Source organism: Clostridium thermobutyricum (assembly GCF_000371465.1).
In the GTDB taxonomy this organism is placed as follows: Bacteria; Bacillota; Clostridia; order Clostridiales; family Clostridiaceae; genus Clostridium; species Clostridium thermobutyricum.
The window spans coordinates 1,788,542-1,814,772 of sequence record NZ_KB850956.1; the positions used below are offsets into that span (position 1 = coordinate 1,788,542).

25 protein-coding genes and 2 riboswitches are annotated in these 26,231 nt (G+C 25.2%); of the genes, 6 read left to right on the forward strand and 19 right to left on the reverse strand.

The genetic code is table 11. The features are described from left to right. Window positions 1-117: 117 nt before the first annotated feature. Window positions 118-201, reverse strand: a riboswitch (cyclic di-GMP riboswitch). A 205-nt stretch (window positions 202-406) separates the two neighbouring features. The 3 genes from HMPREF1092_RS08340 to HMPREF1092_RS08350 are packed head-to-tail and all read right to left on the reverse strand — an operon-like array spanning window position 407 to window position 2,169. Beyond that, window positions 407-1,096, reverse strand: coding sequence for a dual OB domain-containing protein (locus HMPREF1092_RS08340; RefSeq protein WP_002598220.1), 690 nt, complete (start codon window positions 1,094-1,096; stop codon window positions 407-409). 12 nt (window positions 1,097-1,108) lie between these two features. After that, the gene (locus HMPREF1092_RS08345; protein WP_002598221.1) at window positions 1,109-1,561 is read right to left on the reverse strand and encodes a DUF488 domain-containing protein; all 453 of its coding nucleotides are present in this window, start codon (window positions 1,559-1,561) and stop codon (window positions 1,109-1,111) included. Further along, complete coding sequence (locus tag HMPREF1092_RS08350) at window positions 1,561-2,169, reverse strand: DUF488 domain-containing protein (RefSeq protein WP_002598222.1); 609 nt, start codon at window positions 2,167-2,169, stop codon at window positions 1,561-1,563. Before HMPREF1092_RS08350 ends, HMPREF1092_RS08345 begins: the two co-directional genes overlap by 1 nt. A 294-nt stretch (window positions 2,170-2,463) precedes the next feature. On the opposite strand from HMPREF1092_RS08350, the gene HMPREF1092_RS08355 reads away from it, so the two are divergent. Together HMPREF1092_RS08355 and HMPREF1092_RS08360 are read left to right on the forward strand one after the other, a co-directional pair. Beyond that, the gene (locus tag HMPREF1092_RS08355) at window positions 2,464-2,796 is read left to right on the forward strand and encodes a DUF1622 domain-containing protein (protein WP_002598223.1); all 333 of its coding nucleotides are present in this window, start codon (window positions 2,464-2,466) and stop codon (window positions 2,794-2,796) included. A gap of 83 nt (window positions 2,797-2,879) precedes the next feature. After that, window positions 2,880-3,344 carry a GreA/GreB family elongation factor gene (locus tag HMPREF1092_RS08360; protein ID WP_002598224.1) on the forward strand — a complete coding sequence of 155 codons (465 nt, stop codon included), beginning with the start codon at window positions 2,880-2,882 and terminating at the stop codon, window positions 3,342-3,344. 20 nt (window positions 3,345-3,364) lie between these two features. On the opposite strand, the gene HMPREF1092_RS08365 is transcribed toward HMPREF1092_RS08360, so the two are convergent. The 14 genes from HMPREF1092_RS08365 to HMPREF1092_RS08425 form a co-directional block, all read right to left on the reverse strand. Beyond that, window positions 3,365-4,042: an alpha/beta fold hydrolase gene (locus HMPREF1092_RS08365; protein ID WP_002598225.1), complete on the reverse strand. Its 678-nt coding sequence runs from the start codon at window positions 4,040-4,042 to the stop codon at window positions 3,365-3,367. A gap of 72 nt (window positions 4,043-4,114) precedes the next feature. Continuing rightward, window positions 4,115-5,863 carry a sensor histidine kinase gene (locus HMPREF1092_RS16480; protein ID WP_051070319.1) on the reverse strand — a complete coding sequence of 583 codons (1,749 nt, stop codon included), beginning with the start codon at window positions 5,861-5,863 and terminating at the stop codon, window positions 4,115-4,117. Continuing rightward, entirely contained in the window at window positions 5,850-6,536 is a 687-nt protein-coding gene (locus HMPREF1092_RS08375; protein WP_002598227.1) for a response regulator transcription factor, read from the reverse strand. Before HMPREF1092_RS08375 ends, HMPREF1092_RS16480 begins: the two co-directional genes overlap by 14 nt. 235 nt (window positions 6,537-6,771) lie before the next feature. Continuing rightward, window positions 6,772-7,530, reverse strand: a complete 759-nt coding sequence (locus HMPREF1092_RS08380; protein WP_002598228.1) for a MerR family transcriptional regulator — start codon at window positions 7,528-7,530, stop codon at window positions 6,772-6,774. A 167-nt stretch (window positions 7,531-7,697) separates the two neighbouring features. Further along, complete coding sequence (locus HMPREF1092_RS16485; protein ID WP_002598229.1) at window positions 7,698-8,819, reverse strand: S1C family serine protease; 1,122 nt, start codon at window positions 8,817-8,819, stop codon at window positions 7,698-7,700. A 235-nt stretch (window positions 8,820-9,054) separates the two neighbouring features. Beyond that, complete coding sequence (locus HMPREF1092_RS08390; protein WP_002598230.1) at window positions 9,055-10,362, reverse strand: ABC transporter ATP-binding protein; 1,308 nt, start codon at window positions 10,360-10,362, stop codon at window positions 9,055-9,057. 17 nt (window positions 10,363-10,379) lie between these two features. Then, a complete protein-coding gene (locus tag HMPREF1092_RS08395) occupies window positions 10,380-12,104 on the reverse strand; it encodes an ABC transporter permease (protein WP_002598231.1) in 1,725 nt (574 codons plus the stop codon). 164 nt (window positions 12,105-12,268) lie between these two features. Then, window positions 12,269-12,434, reverse strand: a riboswitch (M-box (ykoK) riboswitch). A gap of 459 nt (window positions 12,435-12,893) precedes the next feature. Next, the gene (locus HMPREF1092_RS08400; RefSeq protein WP_002598232.1) at window positions 12,894-13,622 is read right to left on the reverse strand and encodes an ATP-binding cassette domain-containing protein; all 729 of its coding nucleotides are present in this window, start codon (window positions 13,620-13,622) and stop codon (window positions 12,894-12,896) included. A 23-nt stretch (window positions 13,623-13,645) separates the two neighbouring features. Further along, entirely contained in the window at window positions 13,646-14,548 is a 903-nt protein-coding gene (locus HMPREF1092_RS17505) for a glycine betaine ABC transporter substrate-binding protein (protein WP_002598233.1), read from the reverse strand. Then, window positions 14,548-15,189, reverse strand: a complete 642-nt coding sequence (locus tag HMPREF1092_RS17510) for an ABC transporter permease (RefSeq protein ID WP_002598234.1) — start codon at window positions 15,187-15,189, stop codon at window positions 14,548-14,550. The genes HMPREF1092_RS17505 and HMPREF1092_RS17510 overlap by 1 nt, the downstream gene beginning before the upstream one ends. Window positions 15,190-15,261: 72 nt before the next feature. Then, window positions 15,262-15,864 (reverse strand): MFS transporter, encoded by a 603-nt coding sequence (locus tag HMPREF1092_RS17515; protein ID WP_341349168.1) that lies wholly within the window; start codon window positions 15,862-15,864, stop codon window positions 15,262-15,264. Further along, on the reverse strand, window positions 15,864-16,496 hold the full coding sequence (locus tag HMPREF1092_RS17520; protein ID WP_002598236.1) for an MFS transporter: 633 nt from the start codon (window positions 16,494-16,496) through the stop codon (window positions 15,864-15,866). Before HMPREF1092_RS17520 ends, HMPREF1092_RS17515 begins: the two co-directional genes overlap by 1 nt. Before the next feature lie 61 nt (window positions 16,497-16,557). Continuing rightward, window positions 16,558-17,757, reverse strand: a complete 1,200-nt coding sequence (locus HMPREF1092_RS08420) for an MFS transporter (RefSeq protein WP_002598237.1) — start codon at window positions 17,755-17,757, stop codon at window positions 16,558-16,560. A 366-nt stretch (window positions 17,758-18,123) separates the two neighbouring features. Continuing rightward, entirely contained in the window at window positions 18,124-20,295 is a 2,172-nt protein-coding gene (locus HMPREF1092_RS08425; protein ID WP_002598238.1) for a vWA domain-containing protein, read from the reverse strand. Window positions 20,296-20,493: 198 nt separating this feature from the next. On the opposite strand from HMPREF1092_RS08425, the gene HMPREF1092_RS08430 reads away from it, so the two are divergent. The 4 genes from HMPREF1092_RS08430 (at window position 20,494) to HMPREF1092_RS08445 (ending at window position 24,050) form a co-directional block, all read left to right on the forward strand. Beyond that, on the forward strand, window positions 20,494-21,750 hold the full coding sequence (locus HMPREF1092_RS08430) for an MFS transporter (protein ID WP_002598239.1): 1,257 nt from the start codon (window positions 20,494-20,496) through the stop codon (window positions 21,748-21,750). A gap of 189 nt (window positions 21,751-21,939) precedes the next feature. Beyond that, window positions 21,940-22,656 carry an HAD family hydrolase gene (locus HMPREF1092_RS08435; protein ID WP_002598240.1) on the forward strand — a complete coding sequence of 239 codons (717 nt, stop codon included), beginning with the start codon at window positions 21,940-21,942 and terminating at the stop codon, window positions 22,654-22,656. Window positions 22,657-22,670: 14 nt separating this feature from the next. Continuing rightward, entirely contained in the window at window positions 22,671-23,684 is a 1,014-nt protein-coding gene (locus HMPREF1092_RS08440; RefSeq protein WP_002598241.1) for a radical SAM family protein, read from the forward strand. Between the two features lie 150 nt (window positions 23,685-23,834). Continuing rightward, entirely contained in the window at window positions 23,835-24,050 is a 216-nt protein-coding gene (locus HMPREF1092_RS08445) for a hypothetical protein (RefSeq protein ID WP_002598242.1), read from the forward strand. An 83-nt stretch (window positions 24,051-24,133) separates the two neighbouring features. On the opposite strand, the gene HMPREF1092_RS08450 is transcribed toward HMPREF1092_RS08445, so the two are convergent. Both HMPREF1092_RS08450 and HMPREF1092_RS08455 read right to left on the reverse strand, forming a co-directional pair. Next, window positions 24,134-24,481, reverse strand: a complete 348-nt coding sequence (locus tag HMPREF1092_RS08450; protein WP_002598243.1) for a hypothetical protein — start codon at window positions 24,479-24,481, stop codon at window positions 24,134-24,136. A gap of 268 nt (window positions 24,482-24,749) precedes the next feature. After that, window positions 24,750-26,141 (reverse strand): dihydrolipoyl dehydrogenase family protein, encoded by a 1,392-nt coding sequence (locus HMPREF1092_RS08455; protein WP_002598244.1) that lies wholly within the window; start codon window positions 26,139-26,141, stop codon window positions 24,750-24,752. Window positions 26,142-26,231: the final 90 nt, after the last annotated feature.

The following is a 26,231-nucleotide window of genomic DNA, read 5'->3' on the forward strand; positions in this document are numbered from 1 at the left end:
CCTTAAAATAAAAATTCTAAATATAAAAATTTATTCCCCTAAAGATTCCAATCCATTTTGGCAAAAAAATAAGACTAGTCCCGAAAGATAGTCTACTAATCAAAAAGATTAAAACTTTTCGGCAACTGGCTGACATAGTTTAAAACTTTAGTCCCTTTAGCTTTGCGTCCCAAGGTTTCCCAAGGTTTGCCTATTAAATTTATAAAAAGATATTACCATATACTTATGTATAATTTTTTAATATAAATATAAATTTACTTCACAAATATTATAAATTTTTACTATAAAAAAATACCCATTGTCTATTATATCCAAAGGGTATTTTAATGTTATTACGTAAATTATAGTTTTATTTTTTTGTTCATTTAATATATGTTTAGATATAGATTGTTAATAATAATTATAATTAAATTGAACTTTCTCCCCAATATAAATTATCTTCTTCAATAATATTTGCAACTATTTTATAATGCTCTCCTATGCCTTTGTAATCAGATGCCAAGCTCATTACTAATATCGCATTATTTAATATAAACGGTCTCGGAGAAGATTTTAAAACTTTTTCATGATATTTTTGTGTTAAACTATGATCTGTTATTTTTATAAAGCTATATTCATGTCCATTATGAAAAAAATTTGCAGTAATTCTATGTGGCTTAAACCTATCTATCCATAATTTTAGTTCACAAACTTTAAACATTATTAATGAATATTTTTTTAATTGTTTTTCAATCTCTTCTATGTGTACAAAATTAGACGCATTATAAAAAATATAATCTTGATTCATTAAATAATTGCTTATCTCTTTCTTAGTTGCAGTCCCAACCTTCTCAATATAATAATTATCATCAATTATATAATTTTCTGGTTGATATCCGCAATTTTGTTTCCCTTTTAATTGAACTCTAATTATATCCATTATCTCTACTTGATTTTCTTCGCCCTCATATATTAAATCGTTATCATTCAATGCAAAATTGGAATCTTTATCTTCTGATACTAATCTAATAAATTTACCATTTTCTTTATCTATACCAGCCACACAATAGCCACCATTTTTATCTGATTTAGTTAAAATTATAACCTCTTTCTCCATAATTATCCCCCTTTATATATGAATTATATTAATTTTTTCATTCTTTAATGTATTTCTCACATATTCTGCAACTAATCTTCTATGACAATGTTCTGCACTATCCTCACTACATAAAAAACAAATTTTATTCAATTTATTTTTTAAATTTACTTTAATATAATTATCTATATTTCTTTCAACAAGTAACTTATTAAACTCTTCTTCATATTTTTCCCAATCTATTTTCTTCTTTTTATAATTATCTAAAATCTCTTTTGTTGGACTAAAATTAGTATCATGAATATATTTAACTGATAAAATCTTTCTTAAAAAATACTCTAAATCTCTTCCTTTTGAAAATCCAGCTAACTGTGTTGAATTATTTAATCTAACATCAAAAATTGTTTGTACATCATTTTTTTCTAATAAATCAAAAAATTTTTCAGCAGATTTTTTAGTAAATCCAATTGTATAAATAGTTATCATTATTCCTCACCTCCTATCGGATATCCTATTTCCTTATTTCTTATCCTATATGCTTCTTCTATCATTTCTTCTTCAGTTAAATTTTTATTTATATCAAATGATAATTGTAATCTATTAGGGTAATATTTATTTAAAAGTCTTTCCTCTATTTTTTTTTGACTTTGAATTTCTGCATTAGGTAAAATATGTTTTATGTTAAATCCATTATCCTTTAACCCTTTACTTACCAATATTGTTCTATGACAATCAATAGGATCCCTTTCTGTGCACATCAAAGTTATATTAAACCCTTTATTACACCCTTGCTTTATTCTTTCAATCCCTTTTAAAAAATCTTTATCCTTTCTAGTTTTTTCAAAATCTAAATATCCATCTACTGTATATAATTTTTTATTTTTTCTTCTAGCACCAAATTCATTTCCCATTTTTATGTAATAAATTCCTCGCTTATTCAATTCTAATTTTAAATTATTTTCATTGAATTGAGGGGTATATTTTGAAAAAGGAGTTGATCTAACATCTACTACACAATTTATATTAAACTTTCTTATTAAATCAATAAATTTATCTATTGAATAATTTGTATGACCAATTGTAAATACTTCCATATATTCCTCCAAACTTAATATCAGTTATTATTTTACCATATTTTTTCAATTTATTATATAATATCTTTGTTATTTATATTCATTGTTTTAATTTCTATTATTTTATCAATAATTCTTAAATTTAATTAGAAATCAATATTTATATAAAATTTCAATATATAATCTTTAATTAATTTAAGAAATATTCTATTTTCCAATATAAATTCAAGGCTATAATATATTATTATTTAGGAATAGATAAATTTAATTTTGCTAACAATAACTAAAACATTCAAATTGGAGTGAAGTTTACTTATGAATATAAATAGTGTCATGGACAAAATAATATTTATAATGAATTGTATAGCAATTATTATCCTTATTTTCGGTGTAATTTTAGCTGCATATTATTTTATTAAAAAGAGTTTAACATCTAAAAATTTAAATTTACTTTCTCAAAATAATAAAACTTTGCGTAATCAACTTGCTTCATACATTTTATTATCTTTTGAAATTTTAATAGCTAGTGATATAATTCAATCCATTATAAAACCTGATATAAAAGATATTCTTGTTTTAGGTGCATTAGTTATTATAAGAACACTAATTTCTTATTTCTTAGATAAAGAAGTTAAGCAGTCTAAATAATTATATAGATATGGTAAAGCATTTTTATTTTTTACTCTATGGTATATAATATTAAAAGAATATATTAGCTGGGAGGATTTTTTATGAATAACACATTAACTGAAGAAAATATAAAAAAATTAAGAGAAGAATTAGAATATAGAATGACTGTAAAAAGAGCTGAAATAGCAAAGGAAAAATTAGTAGCAGCAGCTCATGGAGATAGATCAGAAAATGCTGAATACAAAGAAGCTTGTGCTAACTATAGAGAAAATGATAATAGAATACAATATCTTTTAACTATGATTTCAACTGCAACTGTAATTGATGATAGCACATTAGATAAATCTGTTCTTGGAATAAACAGCAAAGCAAGAATTAAATTTGTTGAAGATGATGATGAAGTTGTAGTAACTTTAGTAACAACTCTTGACTTAGACCCTGAAAACATGCTTATTAGTATTGAATCTGATTTAGGTAAAGCTTTATCAGGTAAAAAGGTAGGAGATGTAGTTAAAGTAGAAGCTCCTGGTGAAGATTATACAGTTGAAGTTTTAGAAATCTTATAAAGAAAACCACGATATTTATTTTATCGTGGTTTTTTCTTAATTAAAAATTCTTCTATTTTATCTATGGCTTTTGTTCTACTAAATAAATCTAAATGAGTTGATACTTTAACTCTTTCTAATTGTGCTTTTTCAATATTATTTTTAAAGCTTTCAATATGATCTTTTAAGATTATTTCTATTCCTGCATAAATCAATAAAGTATCACATTTTATTTTTCTTAAATCTTCTTCTTCAGTATGCTCGTCTCTCGTTATTAATAATACTCTGTATTTTACATCTCTCACAAACTTTATAAAACTAAAGATTGTTAATACAAAAGATGCTATACCAAGCCACATCATAAAAAACTTATTCATTCCTTTAGGACTATAGTTAGGTGATAATAATATAATCTTGCTAATTCTATCTTGCATTCTTATTGCAACACGATAAGCTATATTTCCTCCATCACTATAACCAATTATATTTACATTATTCAAATTTAATTTTTCTATAAATTCTACAGTATCATTAGTCATATCTTCTAAAGTATATTCTTTTCCTTCATACTTAGTTAATCCATGTCCCCTACTATCTATAGCATAAATTTCAAACCTATCTTTAAATCTATTTATGATTTTTTTCATATTACTACTATTTTGACTGTTCCCATGTAAAACTATAAGTGGTTCCCCTTGTCCTATTTTATAATATGTCATATTTATTCCATTAACATATATTTCTCTTTTGTAATCCGATATCTTAATGGTGTCCACCTTCTTAAACTAAAATTATTCTTTCCATTCATCCATATCAAAGTAGAATTTAACACTATTTACTCCACTTTCAACACCAAAATTACTATTATGAATTTCTAAAATTCTTTTTACTATTGAAAGCCCAAGCCCTGTTCCACCAAACTTTTTATTTCTTGATTTTTCTTTTCTATAAAATGAATCCCAAATCCTTGCAAGTTCATCTTCATTTAAAGAAACTCCAAAATTCTCTATACTAAATATATATTTTTCATTTTCTTTTATTATATCTATATTTATCTTTTCATTTTCTGGAGTATATTTTATAGAATTAGTTAAAAAATTCTGCACAACTTGAGTTATTCTTTTTTCGTCCCCTATTATTACTAATTCATCATAATTATTATGATTTATAGTTAATGATTTTTCTTTTGCAATACCTTTTAATTTATCTATTTCTTTTAATACAACTGCACCTAAATCAAAAGGTTCTTTATTAAGCTTAAATGTTGGTGATTCTAGTTTAGAAACTTCTAACATTTCCATAACTAATTCATTTAATCTGTTTGTTTCCTCCAAAATATCATTATATACATTTTCAGAATACATTCCACTTTTTATTCCATTTATATTTCCTTGAATTATAGTTATAGGTGTTTTTAGCTCATGAGAAATACTACTTATAAGCTCTTTTCTTTTTTCTTCTTGAATTCTTTGTATTTCCATTTCATTTTTTAACTGCTTATTTGCATTTTTTAAATCATTTAAACTTTCCTCTAAGTTGCTAGATATTAAGTTTAATGCACCTCCTAACTCTCCTAATTCATCTTCACTTTTAACTTTATATTTATCTGTAAAATTACATTTAGATATTTTTTTTGCTATTGAACTCATTTCAATTAAAGGCTTTGTTAAAATTTTTGAATATATAAATGAAATTACTACAACTACCAATAAAGCTACTAAGAATACTATTAAATAATAATTGTTCATAACTCCTAAAACGGCATTAACCTCTGCTAAAGGCGATACTGCTATTATATATCCATTATTTATTTTTTTGCTTCCAAGTAAGAATTCATTTATACTATTAGGTATTTTTATTTTGCCTATATATTCATTATTTAAGTATATATTCCTCTTGTCAACATTATCTAAATACATTCCTAAATTGCTAATAGTAAAGTATCCAGGACTTTCATCTATTTTACTTTCTACAGTTCCACTTATCTCTACATTATTTCTTGTATCCATTAACGAAGTTTTATCAATAAATATTTCTGGAATAAATTCATAGCTTAAATTCAAATCTTCTCCATTTATATAAATTTTAGTTGGAATTATATATCCATACTTATCTAAAATCCCATTAACAATTATTTTATCATTTTTCTTTACTTGTATATTGGAAAACTGCCCTAATAACACTTTATAAATTTTCCCTGTTGATATTCCCTTTATCTCAATATATGAACCTCCCATATAGGATTCCATTCCCACTTCTGTTTTAAAGTTTGAATTCATCAATGAAATATCTACATTTTCTTTTCTCTTTATATTTTGTATATAATCCATTATTTCTCTTGGATTATTATTTGTTTCTAAAAATTTATTGAAATTACTTATTTCATTTTCTAAAATTTTCTTTTCCTCATTATAATAATATTTTTCAAAATATAATGCTTGAAATATAAGCTGACTTACTATTATGCAAATTAAAACAAATAAGTTCATTAAGAAAATTTTAGATGATATACTTTTTTTTATAAATTTATTCAACTTCAAATTTATACCCCACACCAAAAACAGTTTTTACACAATATGATTTATGTTTTAAGCTTTTCCTTAATTTTTTTATTTGAGCATCTACAACTCTCGTATTTCCAAAATAATCATATCCCCATTTTTCCTCTAATAGCTTTTCTCTTGATATAACTATATTTTTATTTTCCATTAAATACTCTAAAACTTCAAATTGCTTTAGCTCACATTCTACCTCTTCATCATCTATATAAACTTTTACTTTAAGCTTATCTATTTTAACTCCATTGTATTCTATAATATCCTTCTTTTCTTTTACTTCATGTAACATAAAATCAATTCTATCTAAAAGGACTTTTACTTTTGCAAGTAAAATTTCTAAACTAAATGGTTTACTAATATAATCATCAACCTTTAGCTCATATCCCATTAAAACATCTTCTTCACAACTTCTAGCTGTAACCATTATTACTGGAATATTAGATTTTTTTCTTATCTTTCTAAGAACAGTAAATCCATCTATCCCTGGAAGCATAACATCTAAAATAATAAGATCAATGCTATCATTAAACTTTTCTATTGCTTCTAATCCATCCATAGCTTTAATAACATTAAATCCATTAAACTGAAAATAATCACAAATCATTTTATTTATTTTTACTTCATCTTCAACAACTAAAATAGTTTTATTTTTCATGCTTTTCCTCCATTATTATCATATTTTAATAACATAATAACTTAAAAAAATTCTTATTTAAATACATTAAAACTAAATTTAACCATTAAAATAATATTTTTCTTTTTAGTATTAGTAATATAATTATAGCTTCATATAACAGTAAAATTGTGATTATAGAGTATAAAAGTTATGACTTATTTGTGACTTATAAAAAAGCACATATAGATAAATTAATATCTACATGTGCTTTAAATTATTTTGTATATTTTAAAATTATATCTCTTAATAAACAAACAACTTCTTTTCCTACTTTATCATTATAATATTTAGAGAATCTTTCATCCATAACATACATTTCTGCAAGCCCTCTATGATCCTCTTTTTTGTAAGTTGGCCATGAAAAACTTAACCATTTTTTATGATTTTCATAAACATTTTTTGCTTCCTTTGAATCTAAATCTCTATTTTCATATACTTTTAATAAGTTTTTAAACATCTCATTTTCTGTTTCATTCATTAGTTTAAATTCTTCTTCTGTAAGATTTAAAAACTTCTTATTAGATTCATCTACAACCTTATCTCCATATTTTTCTCTTATTTCTTTTCCATACTTTTGTTCATTAATATTAACTTTTTCTTTTTTAAAGCCTTCAAACTTTTCTTTATCTGTCATATCTATTTCTCCTTTATTATAAGCAATTGTCTTTTCAATATTTTCTATAAGTTTATCTAATTCATCTCTCTTAGAAATTAAGATTCTTTGTTGTTCTCTAAGAGATTTTTCTATATCAAAATTAGGATTTTGGATTATTTCTTGTATCTTTTCTAGTTTCATATCCATAGCTTTATAAAACATAATTCTTTGTAATAAATTAACTTCTTTTTCTCCATAAATTCTATATCCAGAAGAATTTATTCTACAAGGTTTTAATAATCCAATGTGGTCATAATACCTTAGTGTCCTAGTACTTACACCTGCTATTTCTCCTAATTTCTTTATTGTATATTCCACTTTTAGCACCTCCTATAAATCTTATAATAAAGGATTACGTAATGATAAGGTCAATAGTTATTTTATCTATCTTTAAATAATTTCTTCTATTTATATAGAGTTTTAATTCTATAATTATAAAAATCTTCTTTTATAAATTATAAAAAAATTCTACTAATATACAAATTTTATTGTCTATAAGACCACTTATAAGTTCCTCTATATTGATTTCTATTTTGAGAATTTTTAAAATATCTTTCTAAGTATTCTTCTATATCACTATTTGGACTACTATATTCTCCATAGCTTGGGGCATTATATTGACCTCCATAACTTGGAACACTATAATCACCACTTTCTCCACTATTTGAATAATTTTCAGTTGAATTTGATTTATTTTCTACTTTATAATTTTCAATATTATTTATCATTTCTCTAACTTTTGCTATTTTAATTGAAAATCCCATTCCTTCAATATTTTCTCCACTTTTCTTTGCTGTGTTTACTCCTATTATTTCTCCTTTTAAATTTATTAAAGGACCTCCACTATTACCAGGATTTATTGCAGCATCTATTTGAATAAACTCTTTTTGTTCTCCATTCATTGAAACAGTTCTACTTGTTGAACTTATTATTCCCTTTGTTACAGTTCCTGAAAATTCTTTTCCTAAAGGATTTCCTATTGTTATAATTTCTTGTCCTGCATTTAAATTATCATTTTCTGCTAGCTTAGCTATTCCTGGCATTTCTACACTATCATCTACATCTAATATAGCTAAATCATCTTTTTCATTAACTGCTATTACTTTTGCACTAACTTCTTTTCCATTACTAAATATAACAGATACTTTACTAGCTCCTTCTATAACATGATAATTTGTAACTATATTTCCATCCTTTGAAACTATAAAGCCAGTTCCTACTCCTTGCTGAACACTATTGTAACTATTAGTTCCTCCTGTAGTAACTTGAACTGTAACTACAGCTGGAGAAACTTTCTTTACAATTTCTTCTGTACTTAAATTTCCACTTGAACTATTTGAATTATTCTCGCTTGAGTTATTATTTGTATTATTTTCATTATTTACATTACTATTGCTTTCTTTTGAATTTTCTTCTTCATTTTTAGAAGTATTTTCTTTTTCCTCACTGTCCTTATTAAAATCTTTTGCTTGTGATGAATACTTCATACTTGTAATATCTTTTTCTTCTTTTTTATTTAAATATTGATTTCCTAAAAATCCACCACAAAATGAAAGAGCTGAAGCTCCAATAACTATACACATAACCATTTTATTTCTTTTACTCATAATAACAATTCCCTCTTTTTTTCTATGATGTTATTATAAAAATCTTCTATGAATTTAAAATGCTTATGTTATGACTTTTAAATGACTTATTAAAAAAGACTAATTAGGAAATCCTAATTAGTCTTTTCTTTTATTAATCAAACATTATTTAACTTTCTTATAAGTTTTGTTAGTAAAAACAAATATTTTATAAATTAAAACTTATTTTATTAAATATTGATTTTTTAAATATATTTTATTCTTCTTCAAGATATAACTCTTCTGCATCATGGTCATAATAGAATAGTTCAGCATATCTTCCCCAGTCTATTACTATATCCATCATTTTTTCTATTTCATCTGCACTGAAATATTTTTTAAATAATTCTTTGAAGAATTCTTCTTTCATTTTATGATTTGCTTTGTTATTTAAAACATTTAATATAAGCTTAAATGTTGATATTTGCTCAACTCTCTCTTTAAATAAATCTTTACTTTCATCTTTATCTAGCTCAACAAACTCTTTTCCTAAAGGAGTTATAAATATATCCCCTTCTTTAACTTCCGCAAATCCTAGCATAGATATTCCTTCTATATTAGGGAATAAATCATCTATCTCCATTAAAAGGTCTCCCCCTAATTGATAGATATCCATTTTTCCACCATTATCATCTATAAGCTCTAAAAGCCCTTCCATAACTCCAACATGTGAATAAGGTATTGCAACTGGCTTTTCTGAAACTTGCTTTTTGCCTCTAACTTCTGAAGTTACAACTTGTTCCTCTTCATCATTATTTTCAAGCTTACCTTCGATCATTAGCTTATAAACTTTATCTACTAATTTTTCAAATTCAGGTGATTTTCTGTTTCTTGGATGAGGAAGATCTATTTTTATTTCTCCTGCAACATGTGTTGGCTTTTTGCTAAGCATTATAATTTTATCAGCCATAAGAACAGCTTCTTCTATACCATGAGTAATCATTATTATACTCTTAATTGGCATTCTTTTTTCTTGCCAAAGGTCAACTAATTCAGTTCTTAAGTTTTCTGCTGTTAAATAATCAAGAGCTGAGAAAGGTTCATCTAAACATAAAAGTTTAGGTTGTACAGCTAATGCCCTTGCAAATCCAACCCTTTGTCTCATACCACCTGAAAGCTCTTTTGGATAAGCTTCTTCAAATCCATCAAGCCCTATAAGACTTATAAGTTCTTCTGCTTTTTCTCTTGTATACTCTTTTGGGAATCCTTTTACCTTTAATCCTATTTCAACATTTTCACGAACTGTCATCCAAGGATATAAAGCAAATGTTTGGAATACTATTGCAGCTGATGAACTTACATCAGTAACTTTTTTCCCATCTAATATAACTTCTCCTTCATCTGGCTTTATAAGACCTGTAGTTATTCTAAGAAGTGTGGATTTTCCTGAACCTGAAGGACCTAGAATAGCTACAAATTCTCCTTCATTTATTGTTAGATTTACATTATCTAAAGTTGGTTTTTCTGAATCTCCAAAATATTTAACTATATTATTAACTTTAATAAATTCTTTTGCGTTCTTCATAATTACACACCTCTTTCTTATAATTCCATTTTAAATTTTTCTTCTGCTAGTCTATATAATCTGTTCCATACTATTTTATTAAATGCAACAACTACAATTGCCATTGTAAGAGTTGATAATAATAGCATTGCAAAATTTCCTGATGCTGTTGATTCTGAAATTAAAGCTCCAAGACCAACTGTAGTAACTGTTTTTCCACCAAAAGTAACATATTCAGCTACTATACTTGCATTCCAACATCCACCAGCTGCTGTTATCATTCCTGTTACTAAGTAAGGGAATATTGCTGGTAAAATTAAAACTTTCCATTTCTTTATTCCTGTTATACCAAAAGTTTTTGCTGCTGCTTTTAAATCTTCTGGTATAGCCATAGCTCCTGCTATAACATTAAATAAAATATACCATTGAGTTCCCATAAGCATAAGTATTACAGCTGCTATATTTAATCCACCAATTTTATTTATTAAGAATAGTAATAATACTGGGAATAATGCTGTTGCTGGAACTGATGCTGCTATTTGAACTATTGGTTGTAATATTCTTGCTAATTTTTTATTTAATCCAATTGCAACTCCAACAGGGACTGTCCAAATTATAGCAATAATTTGTGCTGCTAAAACTCTTAAAAGAGTAGCTCCAACTGCTGGGAATATTTCTAATATCTCATCCATTGATAATTTCATAATAAGCTTGCTTGCATTAATTGCTGCATATAAGAATACAATTATTGCAACTATTCTAATAATCCATTTAATAACAACTCCAGATTTGTTATTTACTTTTTCTTTTTTCTTAACATTTCTCTTATTTATTGTTTGATCTAGCTTTTCTCCAAATATTGAAGCTATAGGTTTAAATATTTTTTCAACTAAAAATCCTATAATAGCAGATCTTCTTAAAAGAGTTAATAATGCTGAATGAGGAACTTCTGTTTGAGTAAGCTCCATTTTGAATTTATCTGCCCAAACATTTAAAGGCTTCCAAATTAATTGGTCTAATAATATTATTACTATAATTAATGATATAATTCCCCAAAATAAAGCTTTCATATTTCCTTCATTTGCTGCAACTTGAAGATATGAACCTATTCCAGGAAGTGCATAAGTTTTTCCGTTCATTGTAAACATTTCACATGTCATTAGGAAGAACCATCCTCCTGCCCATGACATCATACTGTTCCAAACTAATCCCATCATTGAGAAAGGCACTTCAAGTTTTCTGAATTTTTGCCATTTATTTAATCTAAAAACATCTGATGCTTCGTCTAGGTCTTTAGGTATTAATTTTATTGAGTTATAAAAACTAAAAGTCATGTTCCAAGCTTGGCTTGTAAATATAAGAATTATGCTCGCAAGTTCAACTCCTATATTGTATTTTGGGAATAATGCCATAAGTCCTAATAAAACAGCAGGTAAAAACGATAATACAGGTATTGATTGAAGTATATCGAGTATTGGAATCATTATCCTCTCTGCTTTTTTATTATGAGCTGCAATATGCCCGTATATTAATGTAAATATTAAAGATAATACATATGCTGCTGCCATTCTTCCAACAGATTTTAGCATATAAAATGGTATAGCACTTATATTTGTAGATATACTACTTCCAACATCAGTTGGTTTTATATCTCCATTTATAGCTGGTGTTAAAGCTATATATAATAGAACTGCAATACCTAAGAAAATAAGTACATCAATTACTCCAAATTTTCTATTAATCCTTGATTTTTCCATATTCATAATAAATCATTCTCCTTTACTTTTCTTCTTTCAGCTACTACCACCTTCTTCTGCGTCCATAACTCATTCCTCCTAACATATATCTTTTCCTAGTAATAGTTTTTTATAATTTAAAACAAAATTAAAGGGTTTTTAGAAATAGTCTAAAAACCCAAAACAAACATAATAAAATCTTGTAATATGGTTTTAGCACTATATAGCTTTGAGCTTAACTCAGCTACGTTAAGTAAAGCCTTAACTCGGCAATACCTGTTGACTCATTGGCATCTTTCGATGTTTCTGAGCAGTAGCATTTATCTGATATAGGAGCCTCCCCTAAAATATTAACTTTTCCAATTGAATGTTTTTGAAAGTGATTTAAATCAAACTTTCATATTGATTATAGTTTGTGAAAATTCCAATGTCAATGTATTATTTTATCATTCAATTATATAATTTAAGCTTATTTGATTTAATTTAGTAATTATTTTATTGAATTTTTATCAACAAAAAACACTTTTTACTAAATTAATTGCTAATTTATAAGTTTATTTTTAAAAATTTTAACATTTAGATTTTGTTTTGAAACATTATTTACTATAAATATAAATATTGAAATCAATATAAAATTTTTATTGACTAATTTGAACTTTATATTAAATTTTATTAAATCACATAATAATTCCTAAAATATCATTTGATAACTAACATATTTCTTATATAGAATCAAAACACTTCTTAATTTATATAATAAACTTTACTAAAAATAAAACACTTATATATCCTCAAATACTTTAATATATAAAATATTTATCCTCCAATTAATTTCCTCACAAATTCTGTTTTAGGATTTTCCTTTATTTCTTTTGGAGTTCCACTTTGTACTATTTCCCCATTATCCATTACTATTACCCTTGTTCCAAGCTTTAATGCTTCTCTAATATCATGAGTAATAAATACTATTGTTACATTGTACTCTTTATATATTTTGTATATTTCGTCTTGAAGTAATTTTCTTGTTATTTCATCTACTGCTCCAAAAGGTTCATCCATGAGTATTATGTCTGGTTCTCCAACTAATGCTCTTGCAATTCCTACTCTTTGACGTTGTCCTCCTGAAAGTTCATTTGGATACCTATTTATAATCTCTTCATCTAATCCAACGATTTTTACTAACTTTTTTACTTTATTAAAAATTTCTTCTTTATTTTCTTTTTTTTCTAGATTTAAAGTGTAAGAAATATTATTTTTTATTTTCATATGAGGAAATAATCCAACATCTTGAACTACATAACCTATTTTTCTTCTCATCTGGATTAAATTTATTTTTGAAATATCTTTTCCATCAACAAAAACATTTCCTTTGTTTGGTTTTATAAGTCCATTAATCATTTTTAATATAGTTGTTTTTCCACAGCCTGAACTTCCTATTATAGTTAAGAATTCACCTTTTTTTATATTTAAACTAAAATCTTTTAGTATATTTTTTTCTCCATAACTTTTAGTAATATTTTTAAAAACTATAGCATCATTTTTCATAAATATTTCTCCTTAAAAAAGCTTTATTTTATTATATTTTTTTCTTTTAAGAAATCTCCTGCCACCTTTACTTCATCTAATCCTTCTGATTCAACTTTATAATTTAATTTTGCCATCTCTTCTTCTGTTATTATATTTTCCATTTTCATTAATGCCTTTTCTAATTCAGAATATTTTTCTAAAATATCTTTTCTTACAACTGTTCCACAATAGTATGTGTTATAGAAATTTTTATCATCTTTAAGTAGTATTACATCAGAGGTTGAAAGTTGTCCATCTGTTGTAAATACATTCATTACATCTATTTCTTTATTGTTTATAGCTTTATGTTTAAGTCCTATATCTAAATCAACTGATTTTTTAAATTTAAATCCATAAGCTTTACATAAAGCGTCAAATCCATCTTCTCTTTCATAAAAATCATATTCTGCTCCAAAAGTTAATTCATTTGCATATTTAGCTAAATCTGAATATGTTTTTATATTATATTTTTCTCCTATATCTTTTCTTACAACTAATCCAAATGTATTATTAAATCCATATAATCCTACCCATTTTAAATCATATTCTTTTTCATATTTTTCAGTAAGTTCTTTATATAATGTCTTATCATCTGGAATATTTTTTTCTTTTAAAACAAAGCTCCAGCCTGTCCCAGTATATTCTGGATACATATCAAAATCTCCTTTTACTAAAGCTGGATGAATATTGCTTGTTCCTCCACCAATTCCTTTTGTTATCTTAACTTCTAAATCTGTATCTTCTTCAATAATTTGTTTTAGCATTTCGCTTAATATAAACTGTTCGGTCATTGGTTTGGTTGCTATATTTATAACTTCCTTTTCTTTTTTGTCAAAACATCCTCCTAAAGAAGCTATAAGTATAACTCCTAACACCCCACTTATTAATTTTATAAACTTTTTCATTAACCTAGCCTCCATTTTCTTTTAATGAATTTCTCAATACTTCCTATAATAAAATCAAAAATTACTGCTAATAAAGCTATTAATAAACTTCCTGCTATAGTCATTACTCCATTGTTAGTTGTTATCCCTCTATAAATTGCTACTCCAAGTCCTCCTGCTCCAATAAAAGAAGCAATTCCTGCAAGAGCTATAGTCATTACAACCATATTTCTAAAACCTGCTAAAATTACTACTGATGCTAATGGAAGCTTTACTTTATATAAAATTTGAAACTTTGTACTTCCCATTCCTTTTGCAACTTCTATTATCTCTGGACTTATATTATTTATTCCTGTATAAGTATTTCTTATCATTGGTAGTAAAGCATATAAAGAGAGAGCAATTATAGCTGTTGTATTGCCTATGCCTGAAAATGGAATTAAAAAACCTAAAAGAGATATTGATGGAATTGTATAAATAAAATTTGTAATTCCAAGAATAAATGGCGAAGTTTTTTTATATTCACTTATAAAAATACCTATTAATCCCCCCAAAATAGTTCCTATTATAATTGCCATGCCTGATATTTTTAAATGTTCTATAATTAGCTGAAAAAAGAAATCAGACCTATTTATATAAAGTTCTATTAATTCTTTAACCACAATTTTCTCCCCCTTATTTTTAATTATTCTTTATCATATTTATTCTTTTATATAAAAAAAAATTCTCTAAATTTAATTAGAGAATTCTTCTTTGTTATCAAAAGCTTTCTTTCTTAAAACTATAAAAATAAAAGTTACTAAAAGAGACATACAAAGTAAACCTATAAATAACATTTCTTTATTAAATTCATATATATAAGCTGCAATTATTGGACTTATAGCATAACCTGCTGATTCTGATGCTCCAACAAATCCAAAAACAATTCCTTTTATTTTTTCATTTTCACCAAATTCTAATAAAGAATTTTGCAGAGCTGCATTTAAAAAAGTAGCTCCTAAAAAATAAAGTATTATTACGCCTGTAAATAATATTTTTCCTCTAATCATAGATAAAGCTAAAAGAGAAATATTCATAACCATAAAAGATAAAAATAATTGTTTTTTAACTCCTATTTTATCACTGGACAATCCTCCAACTGGTGCAAACAAACCAAAAACAAAAAGATAAATTGATATTATACATGAAGTATAAAAGTCTGTTCCATGTAAAACTTCTTGCCCATAAAAAGGAAATATTGAAACGACGCATCCGTAAATAAAATCTCCTAATAAGGCTATAGATCCTAATAAAATTATTCTAGGAAAAAGCTTATGTTTTTTTATTTCATTAAATATTACACTGACCTACAAGAAACTTTTTTCTCTTCCTTTTTACACTCTTTCATAAATCTTTCTGGTTTTCTTATTTTAAATATTAAGAATATTAGTGATAAGAATATACCAGCAGATGATAAAGCGAAAACAGTGTTATAGCTATTTAATTTATAAGCTACAAAGCCTCCTATAATAGCTCCAATTCCCCCTCCAAGAGTAAAAACTGCTGAAGCATATCCTGTACATTCTCCTCTTTTGCTCGGTTCTAAAGACCTTGATAAAATAGAAAATGTTGCAGGTGCTGCAATTCCAAGCACTGCTCCTTGTACAATATAATTTCCCTCTGCCAAAATATTATTACTAGTGATTATGTACACAATTGGGACAAAAGCCATAAGCCCTAAGGCAATAATTAATAATAGCTTATCCCCAATCCAATCTGAAACAACTCCAAAAGGAATTTGTATAAGTGCTTTTCCAACTCCATATAAAGACATAACAGTTCCTATAATCAATGTGCTTATCCCTATAGACGAAAAATATAAAGGAATTATTGGAATCATAAAACTGTAGCTTATTCCAAAAATAAATCTTAAAGTACAAAAGTTAAATAATTCTTTTTTTTTAAATAGGATATTATTTTTTATATTCATAATAACCTCCTAAATATATTCTTTTCTTTAGTATTATTTAACTCATCTTTTATTATACAATTTATAATCTTATCTTTTTTATAAAAATAATGTATAAGAAAGTTACAATACTAGAAACTGCTAATAGTCCTGGAAATAAAAAAGATTTATTTATGTCATATAAAAATGCAGAAATTAATGGTCCTAAAGCAAAGCCTAAGGATTCTAAAGCTCCTACAAATCCAAATACAAAACCTTTTATTTTGTATTCATTACCAAACTCTGAAAGAGAACTTTGAAAAACTGCATTAAGAAATGTTGAACCTATAAAATAAACAATAATAAATACTGTGAAAAGTTTAATATCTCTAGTTATTACTAATACAATCAATGATAAATTCATTATTATAAATGATAATAATATTTGTTTTTTATTTCCTATCTTGTCACTTATCCACCCTGCAACTGGTGCCCCGAGTCCAAAAACAATAAGATATATAGATATAATAGATGAAGTATATGCTGTTGATGCTCCTAATACATCTTTTCCATAAAAATGAAATAAAGTTATAATACATCCATAAATATAATCTCCTAAAAAAGCAATTCCAGATATAACAATAATTTTATATGTTAATCTTTTTCTTTTTATTTCTCTAAATATATCTATTAGAGTATCATCTTCACCTCTAACCATTTTTCTAGGCTTATCTCTTTTTATTTTAAGCATAACATATACTAAAGTTATAGATATTCCAATTGAAGATAAATAAAATACTAAATTATAACTATTTAATTTAGAAACAATAAAACCTGCTATTGCTGCTCCTACTCCTCCTCCAAAAGTAAAAACTGCTGAAGCAAATCCTGTGCATTGTCCTCTTCTTCTTTCATCAACAGACCTTGCTAATATAGAAAAAGTTGCAGGTGCTACCATTCCAAAAATTCCACCTTGTATTACATATAAACTTCCCGCTAAAAATCCATTATTTATAAAAGTATAGCCAAGAGGAATAAACATAATTATTGCAATGGCAATCTTTAAAGCTAATGTATCTCCTATACTTTCAGAAAGTATTCCAAAAGGAATTTGTGTAAGCATTTCACTTATTCCATAAAGAGAAACTATAGTTCCTATAACTACAGTTGATATTCCAAGAGAATCAAAAAATAATGGCATAACTGGTACCATTAAGCTATAACTAATTCCAAAAAGTAATCTATAAGTACAAAAATTCTTTAGCTCATCTTTTTTCAACATAATATTTTTTCTATTTCCCATACACCCCTCCATACAATAAAGTCCTATAAATTAATTGTATTCTTATGGTCTCTAGAATATTAATACATATTTGTATTTATGTTCTCTTTAATTTTTATCTTCTATATACATATTTAGTTATTATATATATTAAAATTAATTATTTTACTTAGATTAAATAAAATAATATAATTAATTTGCAGAAATAATTCAATCATAATTTGAAAACTTCAAAGATAATATATTAAATCATTAAAATATATTTTATTCATAATTACGCCGAATACATTCAAAGTTTAGATTAACGATTACGTTATATCTTTGTTGTTTTTAATATATAGCCTAAACACATAACCCCATCTTAAGCTTTAAGATGGGGTTAATTATTTAATCACATTTAGTTAAAATATTATATCTGTCTTGTCTCATATTTATATTATTTATCTTTCTTTTTGAAATAATTACTTTATTATCTACAACTGCATTTGCTCCAATTTCTCTATCTGTTTCTTTTTTACTTTTTTCTTCTTCATTTTCCCAAACAAAAGCTGATTTAGAAATTAATCCACAGGACAATCTAACTAAATTAACTTTATAATTAAGATTTTCTTTTTCTTTTTTTACTTTATATAATTCTTTTTTTAATTCTTCAATTTTTTCTTCATCTTTTAAGTTTTTAAAGTTACTATAAAAATCTAAAGCATCATCACATTCTTTTTTCTTAGGAAACTTTTCTATTTTCCACTCTAAAACTTTTGCCTCATAAACCTCAAACTTTTCATCTACCAATTCTGTTCCTAAAGGTTTATAAAGTCCTGTTTCATCTATTCTATAATTTTCTCTAATTTGCTCTGTTAAAGTAAGCTCTTCTTCTTTATCTTTAGTTAAGTTTTCAAGTATTTTATTTATTGCCCAAACTTTGCACTTTAATTGCTCAATTTTATAAAGATATTCACTAATTGTTTTCATATCTAAAGATTTAAATATTCTTTTATTTGTAGTTTTTAATTTTCTTAAATCTAAAGTTATTATCTCTTCTCTACCATATTTATTAATTCCACTTACTATCTTTTCTTTCATAAACTTTTCTTTAAGTTCATCAGATAATACACAAGGAATAAATTCAGTATTTATATTTCCATTTAAGATTAAATTGAAATGTCTAAATACATGCCCATCTATCTTTAAATTAGTTTCTTTATCTAAAATTTGTCCATCTACTTTAACTCGAACTCCTACGTTAAGTTTTTTTCGTCCTATTAAAACATCAACTACTTTTCCATATCCTACTTTAGGTTTTATAAACTCATATTTGTCCTCAACTAATTTTGTCTTTCTACCAATTCTTTTATATCTATAACTATAATCCCAAAGAAGTCTTGATTCCTCATCAAGCATAATATCCTCTAGAATTTCTAAAAGACATATTCTTTCTTCTCTTAAAGTATTTACTTCTATATCCTTTTTTCCTTTTTTAAATCTTTCTTCTCTATTATTAAGATAAAGTTTTAAATTTGATATAGCTCTTCCCTTTTCTAAAAAAGAATAACAGTTATCTAAACTTTCATAAGCCTCTACATCTCCTGTTTGAGCTATTGCTATTTGAGCACTTTCTATATCTTCATTTATTATATGATTTATTGCCAATGAATAAAGAAAATCTTCTTTTACGCTTGGAAGCTTTTCTCTCATCTTTTTATTATTTAAAATATTATTTCCTATATCTATCTCTTCATCAAAAGTACAAATTATAGTTTCTTCTCCATCTACAATTGTTCTTATTTTTCCTTCTCTACCTTTACTATAAGTATCTAGAATAAAATATTCTTTATTTTTTATATCTAAATCAAAAATATTTCTTCTATTTATTTCACTCGTTAATTCTAAAATATTCTTATAATAATCTTTTATCTTTTCTATATGATTAAAACTTCCTGTACCAACTTCTTCAACTATTTTCTTTAAAAATTTTCTGTCATAATACTTTCCAAAACCTAATCCATTAAAAAATATTCCTTTTTCACTGCATATCCTTGCTAAGTTTAATATTTTTTCTTTTTCTTCTTCCATTTCCCACTTATCAGTAACTAAAAATCCATCTGTAAAAAGAGCAATATGATGTTTATTGCAAATATTACTAAGATTCTTAACTATGTCTATAGCCATTTCTAAAGGTTCTGAAATAACAGTAACTCCTCTTGCATATAATTCTTTATCAATTATTCCATAAGCATCTGCCATTTTATATGAAATATCATCACATTTTACTCCATTTAAAATTCTAATTGCTTCATCATGGCCTGAATAGATAATTGCAGAAACATAATTATTTTTTTCTTCTTTTAAAGCTTCTAAAGTCTTTTTTACACTTTCTTTAAGCCCTTCTATTTCATTTACCATACTAAAAGAAACATCTAAAAGTAAAATATGATGATTTATATTTTTTCCTTTTTCTTTTACAGTTTTTATAGAATAAAAATTACACTTTTTTCTTTCTTCTTCAGAAACTTGGATTTCTTCACCGCCTAAATAGTAAACCTTAAAGTTACTCTTATCCAATACTATCACCTACTTAAATTAATAATTTAAAATATATTTCTAGACAAAGGATTTTATAAATTTCTATTATTTATACTTTCTCCTAATAATTCTCAAATTATTAATTTTATTTCTATTATTTATGTCATAATTATTGCTATAATATTTAGAATATGGAACTAAATAAAATTTTATTTATAATTTTGAAAGGAGAAATATATGAAAACACAACTCAATAAGCAACAGCTAACATTTATAATTATATTAGCTGTTGCTTTAGGAATTAGAAGTCTTGGAATGAGCATTGTTGCACCTTTTATTTCAAACTTTACTCTAAGTCTTAAATTTGGAACTATAGCTTTAAGCGGTATTGCTTTAGGAGGTTTTAGTTTTACTCAGGCTTTTTTTCAAATTCCTTTTGGAAACTGGTGTGATAAATTTGGTAATAAAAAAATGATATTAATAGGCTTGCTTCTATTAATTTTAGGACTTGCTCTTTCTACAGTATCAACTAATGCCTATATTTTTATAATCTCTAGATTTTTACAAGGAACTGGTGCTATAACTTCTGGAGTTTTCTCTTGGATTTCAAGTGAAGTTGGAGAAGAAAAACGTGCAGATGCTATAGGTCTTACTTCTATAATAGTATCAGCTTTTTCCGCTATAGCTTTAGCAGGAGGTCCTCTTCTTATACTTATTTGGAATGTACAAGAACTTTATGGAATTGCAACCTTTTTAGTTATTTGCGTATTTTTAATAATTCTTTTCGCACTTAAAGATAATAGCAGTAATTCTATGAAAGAAATTTCTAAAGAATTTAGAGAAAAAAAATCTAAAGAAACTTCAAAATACATATGGTCATTTTTGAAAGATATTAAATTTTTAGGATTTTGCTTTGTAGGATTTTTTTCAATATTTATGTTTATGGCAGATTTCGTATTAGTTCCAGAATATGCTGACAAATTAGTTGGTGAAGTTAATCTTTGGATGATTTTTACTCCATCTATGCTAATTGGTCTTATAGCTATGAAAATTTCTGTTATTTTTATAAAAAAATCTTATACAAAGGAACTTGCAGTCTTTTCAGGCATTTTATTTGTAGTAGGAAATGCTATGCTAATTTACTCTAAAAATTCATTATTTTTACTTATAATATCAAGTGTATTTACTTTTACAGGTTACTTTATTCTTGTTAACTTAGTACCTACAATTACAAATCAAATTGCAAAACCAGAATTTAGAGGTTCATTAAATGGTGTTGTAAATGCGTTTATGTATATTGGTGGATTTGTTGGAAGTGCTTTAATAGGTTTACTATGGGGAATAAATGAAAATTTTGCTATTTATACAGTTATATTTTTATCTATATTTGTAACAATAATAGGCTTCTTATCAGTACCTAAAATAGGTTTTCATGAGGAGGAAGTAACTAGCTTTAACGTAAAAAGAAATACTAGAATTATTTCTGAACAATAATTTATTAAAAAATAAGCCTTAAAATATATCTTAAAAAAATTTTTAGATATACTTTAAGGCTATATTTTTTTCTAAAGGATTTTATAATTTTTTCTAGAAATAAATATATGTTACAAATTTTAATTTTGCTAATATTAAAACAAATAAATTTAAAGTTTATAAATTCTTATAAAAAAGGAGATTATTTTTATGTACAATAATTATATTTTTGATTTATATGGAACATTAGTAGATATAAATACTGATGAAGATAATCCTATGCTTTGGGATAAATTATCAATGTTCTATTCATTTAAAGGAGCAAAATATTCAAAAGAAGAATTAAAAAAATCTTATCAAAACAAAGTAAAAAAAGAACTTTCCCTAATAAAGAATACAAATTTTCCTGACTTTCCATTAGATAAAGTTTTTCTTTCTTTATATGAAGAAAAAGGAGTAAAGGTTTCTAAAGATACAGTTTTAGATACTGCTCATATGTTTAGAATTTTATCAATAAAATATTTGAGGCTTTATGATGGAGTTATAGAATTTTTAGAAGAATTAAAAAGAAAAAACAAAAAAATATATCTTTTATCTAATGCTCAATCACTCTTTACAGCTTATGAAATGAAAGTTTTAGATATAGAAAAATATTTTGATGGAATAATTTTTTCAGCAGACCTTGGAATATGTAAACCTGATGGACAATTTTATAATGCAATACTTCATAAATTTAATTTAAATAAAAAAAATTCTATCATGATTGGAAACGATTCTCTTTGTGATATTGAGGGAGCTTTCAATTGTGGACTAGATTCCCTTTATATTCATTCAAACCTTTCTCCAGATGTTAATAGCGAACTTAAAAGCACTTATTCTATATTAGATGGAGATTTTAAAAAAGTTTCTTCTATGATTTTGAAATAAAAGAGGTATACTTTATGGGAGTTTATTTTAATAAGATAACTAGTCTTTTAGATATGGCTGGATGTCCTAATAGATGTAAGCATTGCTGGATTGGACATTCTCCAAATGGGAATTTATCTATAAATGATTTAAAATATATGGCAGATTCTTTTAGTCCTTATACAGATAATCTTGAAATTTATAGCTGGTTTAGAGAACCTGATTTTAAAGATAACTACAAAGAACTTCTGGATTTAGAAAATAAATTAAGCAAAAATGCGAAACCTAAAAGATTTGAATTGTTAAGCTTTTGGAGAATAAATCGAGATTTAGAATATGTTAAATGGGCATATAATATTGGAGTTAAGAAATGTCAATTAACATTCTTTGGTCTTGAAGAAAAAACTGATTATTACATTGGAAGAAAAGGAGCTTTTAGAGAGTTACTTAAAGCAACTGAAATTCTATTAGAAAATAATATTTCTCCTAGATGGCAAATTTTCATAAATAAAGATAACATAGATGAAATATCAGAAGTTATAAAATTAAGTGAAAAAATGAAACTTAAAGAAAGATGCCTGAAAATAAATAATTCATTTGAACTTTTTATACACCAAGGAAGCTGTGATGGTGAAAATGAAAAACTTTATGATATAAGAATTACTTCTGATGATTTATATAAAATACCTGAAGAGTTTCACCATTTATTAGGAGTAGAAGAAAAAATTTTATTTAATGAACTTTTAAATGATAGCTCAACCATTGATTTAAGAGAAGAAGAACCAGTATTTTATGTAACAAAAGATTTTGATGTATATCCTAATATTACTTCAATTAACCCTTGGTTGTATTTAGGTAATTTAAAAACAGATGGAGTAAAAAAGGTTTTATTTAATTATAAAAACAATAATTCATTAGCTCAAAAAATTAGCTTTGAAGTTCCACTATGTAAATTGGCTGAAAAATGTGGAAATCCTAATAGCACAAAATTATTTAGTAAGGATGATTATCTTATTTATTTATTAAATCAATATTGTAAAAATTTATAATTTTATTCTATAGTATTATAAATCTTAGTAATAAAAATAGATTATTATCTTAATTTATACTCTTACAACATACAATCCTCCATTTAATGGTAAAAAAATGTTTTTTGTGTATATACTATATATATATCACTGTAATGGAGGTGTTTTTATATGAAAAAAACAAACATCTATACAATATTCGGAGTATTATTTAATATTATTTTCTTATTCGGAAATTGTACTAATTTACTTCCAGAGTTCATGAAAGGATTATGTGTTGGATTAGGCTTTACATTAATTTTCTTTGGAATATATTCTGAAAATCATAGTATATCCCAATTAAGAAATTATAAAAAAATGTTGTTTAATAAAATACTACCGAAATAGCTTATAAAATTATTTAAGAGAGGTAAATACCTCTCTTTTTATATCTTTTAACTATGATTTAATTAATACTATTAAACTTTATTTTAGTTTTTACTAAAGCTATTTTCATATATATCTATAAATGAAGATATAAATTTAGCCTGTTCTATTTCTTCTTTTGAACCAGTAGTAACTTGCCACCCATAAGTTCCATATGACTTATAATTCAACTGATTTATTGGTAATAAATTAAATTCTTTTCCAATAATTCTCAACCCATCTTTATAATCAGCTTTTAATTTTTTAAATGCTTCTTTTGGATTTTTTAATACTGCACATCCATATTTATTTGCCCCTATTTCAAATTCTTTTCCTCTGTCTAAAAAATAGTCTATATCAACACTTCCTTTTATATTATTTTGTCCAACAACATACTCCTTAGAATATTTCAAATCAGAAGTTTGATAATAAACTTTAAAATATACTAATGCTCCAATTACTATTAATATAGAAAATAATATTATAATAATTTTATGTTTATTTACTTTTATGAAAATCTCCCCTCTACCCTTTTATATGCATATTATAATCTTTCTTTACTGTATACCCATATTATACCAATAAAAAGATTAAGCTCAACAAAAATAATTATTTAATATAAAAAGAAAATATCATTACGATACCTTCTTTTAAGCCTTTATTATATTCTAATTGGATTAATTAAGCTTCTCTTATATTTTGTGCTCCTAGTACTTCATTTAATGATTCTGCCATAGTTGGGTGAGCATATATTTTATCTCTTAAATATGTGTATTCAACCTCCATATCCATAGCAATACTTATTAAATGAATAAGTTCGCTTGATTCTTCGCATATCATAGTTGCACCTAATATTTTTTTACTATCTTTATCTATGATTATTTTTATAAACCCATCTGTCTTTCCTATTTGTTTTGCTCTTGGAATAAACTTAGTTTCCATCTTAGCAACTAATACATTATATCCTTTTTCTTTTGCTTCTTTTAAGTTTAATCCTACTCTAGAAAATGCAGGGTCTATAAATAATGCACTTGAAACATTTTTTCTATCTATAGTTCTTCTTTTTTTCTTTCCATATAAATTATCTATTACTACACGATAATCATCTAAAGATATATAAGTAAATTGTGGACCACCATTTACATCTCCTAATGCCCATATATTCTTAACATTAGTTTCTAATTTATCATTTACTTTTATAAATCCTCTAGAATCTAATTCTATATTAGTATTTTCTAAATGTAATCCATCTGTGTTTGCGCTTCTACCAGTTGCAACTAATATTATATCACTAACAACTTCCTCTTCTTTATCACCTTTTTTATAGATTATCTTAGCTAATCCATCTTCTTCTTTTATTTCTTCAATTGAAATTTCATTTAAGAATTTAACATTTCTATTTTCTAATATCCTAACTATTTCTTCTACATCATCTTTATCTTCTTTAGGTAGTATTTCCTTAAAATTATTTATAACAGTTACTTCACTTCCAAACGAACTGTATATTCCTGCAAATTCTAATCCTATAAATCCAGCTCCTATTATAGTTAATTTTTTAGGTAATTCTTTTAAATTCATTAAGCTCTCATTTGTATAAACTATATTTGTATTTTCTATTCCTTTTATATTAGGAATAAAAGCTTTTGAACCTGTATTTATAAATATTTTCTTTCCTTCTAATACAATAGTTTCACCATTTTTCATTTTTACTTTTATAGTATTTTCATTTTCAAATGAACCTTCCCCTGTAAAAATGCTAACATTCTCATTATTATTTAATTTATTATAATTTGCTTCTCTTAAAGCTTTTGTTAATTTATTTTTTCCTTCTATTGCTTCTTTATATTTTAATTCTCTTTCACTATAATTAGAAATCTCTTCTCTTCTTACAATGCTAGATTTATTTTCTAAAAATTTTGTTGGTATACATGCTTTATTTATGCATGTCCCTCCATACATTTCTTCCCACTTTTCTATTAAGGCTACTTTTTCTCCTCTATTTCCTAAATCTCCTGCTAAAGTTTTTCCTGCTTTTCCAAATCCTATTATTATAGAATCAAATTTGTTTATCATATTAATCAATTCCTCTCTTTAATTTATTCGTTAATCTTTATAAACAATATAACAGGGAAAAAACACTTGCTCAATTAGGCACTTTTTTGT

Excerpts from the sequence above, each read along its gene's own strand:
- HMPREF1092_RS08340 (WP_002598220.1), bottom strand. The coding sequence starts at position 1,096 with ATGGAGAAAGAGGTTATAATTTTAACTAAATCAGATAAAAATGGTGGC.
- HMPREF1092_RS08345 (WP_002598221.1), bottom strand. The coding sequence starts at position 1,561 with ATGATAACTATTTATACAATTGGATTTACTAAAAAATCTGCTGAAAAA.
- HMPREF1092_RS08350 (WP_002598222.1), bottom strand. The coding sequence starts at position 2,169 with ATGGAAGTATTTACAATTGGTCATACAAATTATTCAATAGATAAATTT.
- HMPREF1092_RS08355 (WP_002598223.1), top strand. The coding sequence starts at position 2,464 with ATGAATATAAATAGTGTCATGGACAAAATAATATTTATAATGAATTGT.
- HMPREF1092_RS08360 (WP_002598224.1), top strand. The coding sequence starts at position 2,880 with ATGAATAACACATTAACTGAAGAAAATATAAAAAAATTAAGAGAAGAA.
- HMPREF1092_RS08365 (WP_002598225.1), bottom strand. The coding sequence starts at position 4,042 with ATGACATATTATAAAATAGGACAAGGGGAACCACTTATAGTTTTACAT.
- HMPREF1092_RS08375 (WP_002598227.1), bottom strand. The coding sequence starts at position 6,536 with ATGAAAAATAAAACTATTTTAGTTGTTGAAGATGAAGTAAAAATAAAT.
- HMPREF1092_RS16485 (WP_002598229.1), bottom strand. The coding sequence starts at position 8,819 with ATGAGTAAAAGAAATAAAATGGTTATGTGTATAGTTATTGGAGCTTCA.
- HMPREF1092_RS08390 (WP_002598230.1), bottom strand. The coding sequence starts at position 10,362 with ATGAAGAACGCAAAAGAATTTATTAAAGTTAATAATATAGTTAAATAT.
- HMPREF1092_RS08395 (WP_002598231.1), bottom strand. The coding sequence starts at position 12,104 with ATGAATATGGAAAAATCAAGGATTAATAGAAAATTTGGAGTAATTGAT.
- HMPREF1092_RS08400 (WP_002598232.1), bottom strand. The coding sequence starts at position 13,622 with ATGAAAAATGATGCTATAGTTTTTAAAAATATTACTAAAAGTTATGGA.
- HMPREF1092_RS17505 (WP_002598233.1), bottom strand. The coding sequence starts at position 14,548 with ATGAAAAAGTTTATAAAATTAATAAGTGGGGTGTTAGGAGTTATACTT.
- HMPREF1092_RS17520 (WP_002598236.1), bottom strand. The coding sequence starts at position 16,496 with ATGAATATAAAAAATAATATCCTATTTAAAAAAAAAGAATTATTTAAC.
- HMPREF1092_RS08420 (WP_002598237.1), bottom strand. The coding sequence starts at position 17,757 with ATGGGAAATAGAAAAAATATTATGTTGAAAAAAGATGAGCTAAAGAAT.
- HMPREF1092_RS08430 (WP_002598239.1), top strand. The coding sequence starts at position 20,494 with ATGAAAACACAACTCAATAAGCAACAGCTAACATTTATAATTATATTA.
- HMPREF1092_RS08435 (WP_002598240.1), top strand. The coding sequence starts at position 21,940 with ATGTACAATAATTATATTTTTGATTTATATGGAACATTAGTAGATATA.
- HMPREF1092_RS08440 (WP_002598241.1), top strand. The coding sequence starts at position 22,671 with ATGGGAGTTTATTTTAATAAGATAACTAGTCTTTTAGATATGGCTGGA.
- HMPREF1092_RS08445 (WP_002598242.1), top strand. The coding sequence starts at position 23,835 with ATGAAAAAAACAAACATCTATACAATATTCGGAGTATTATTTAATATT.
- HMPREF1092_RS08455 (WP_002598244.1), bottom strand. The coding sequence starts at position 26,141 with ATGATAAACAAATTTGATTCTATAATAATAGGATTTGGAAAAGCAGGA.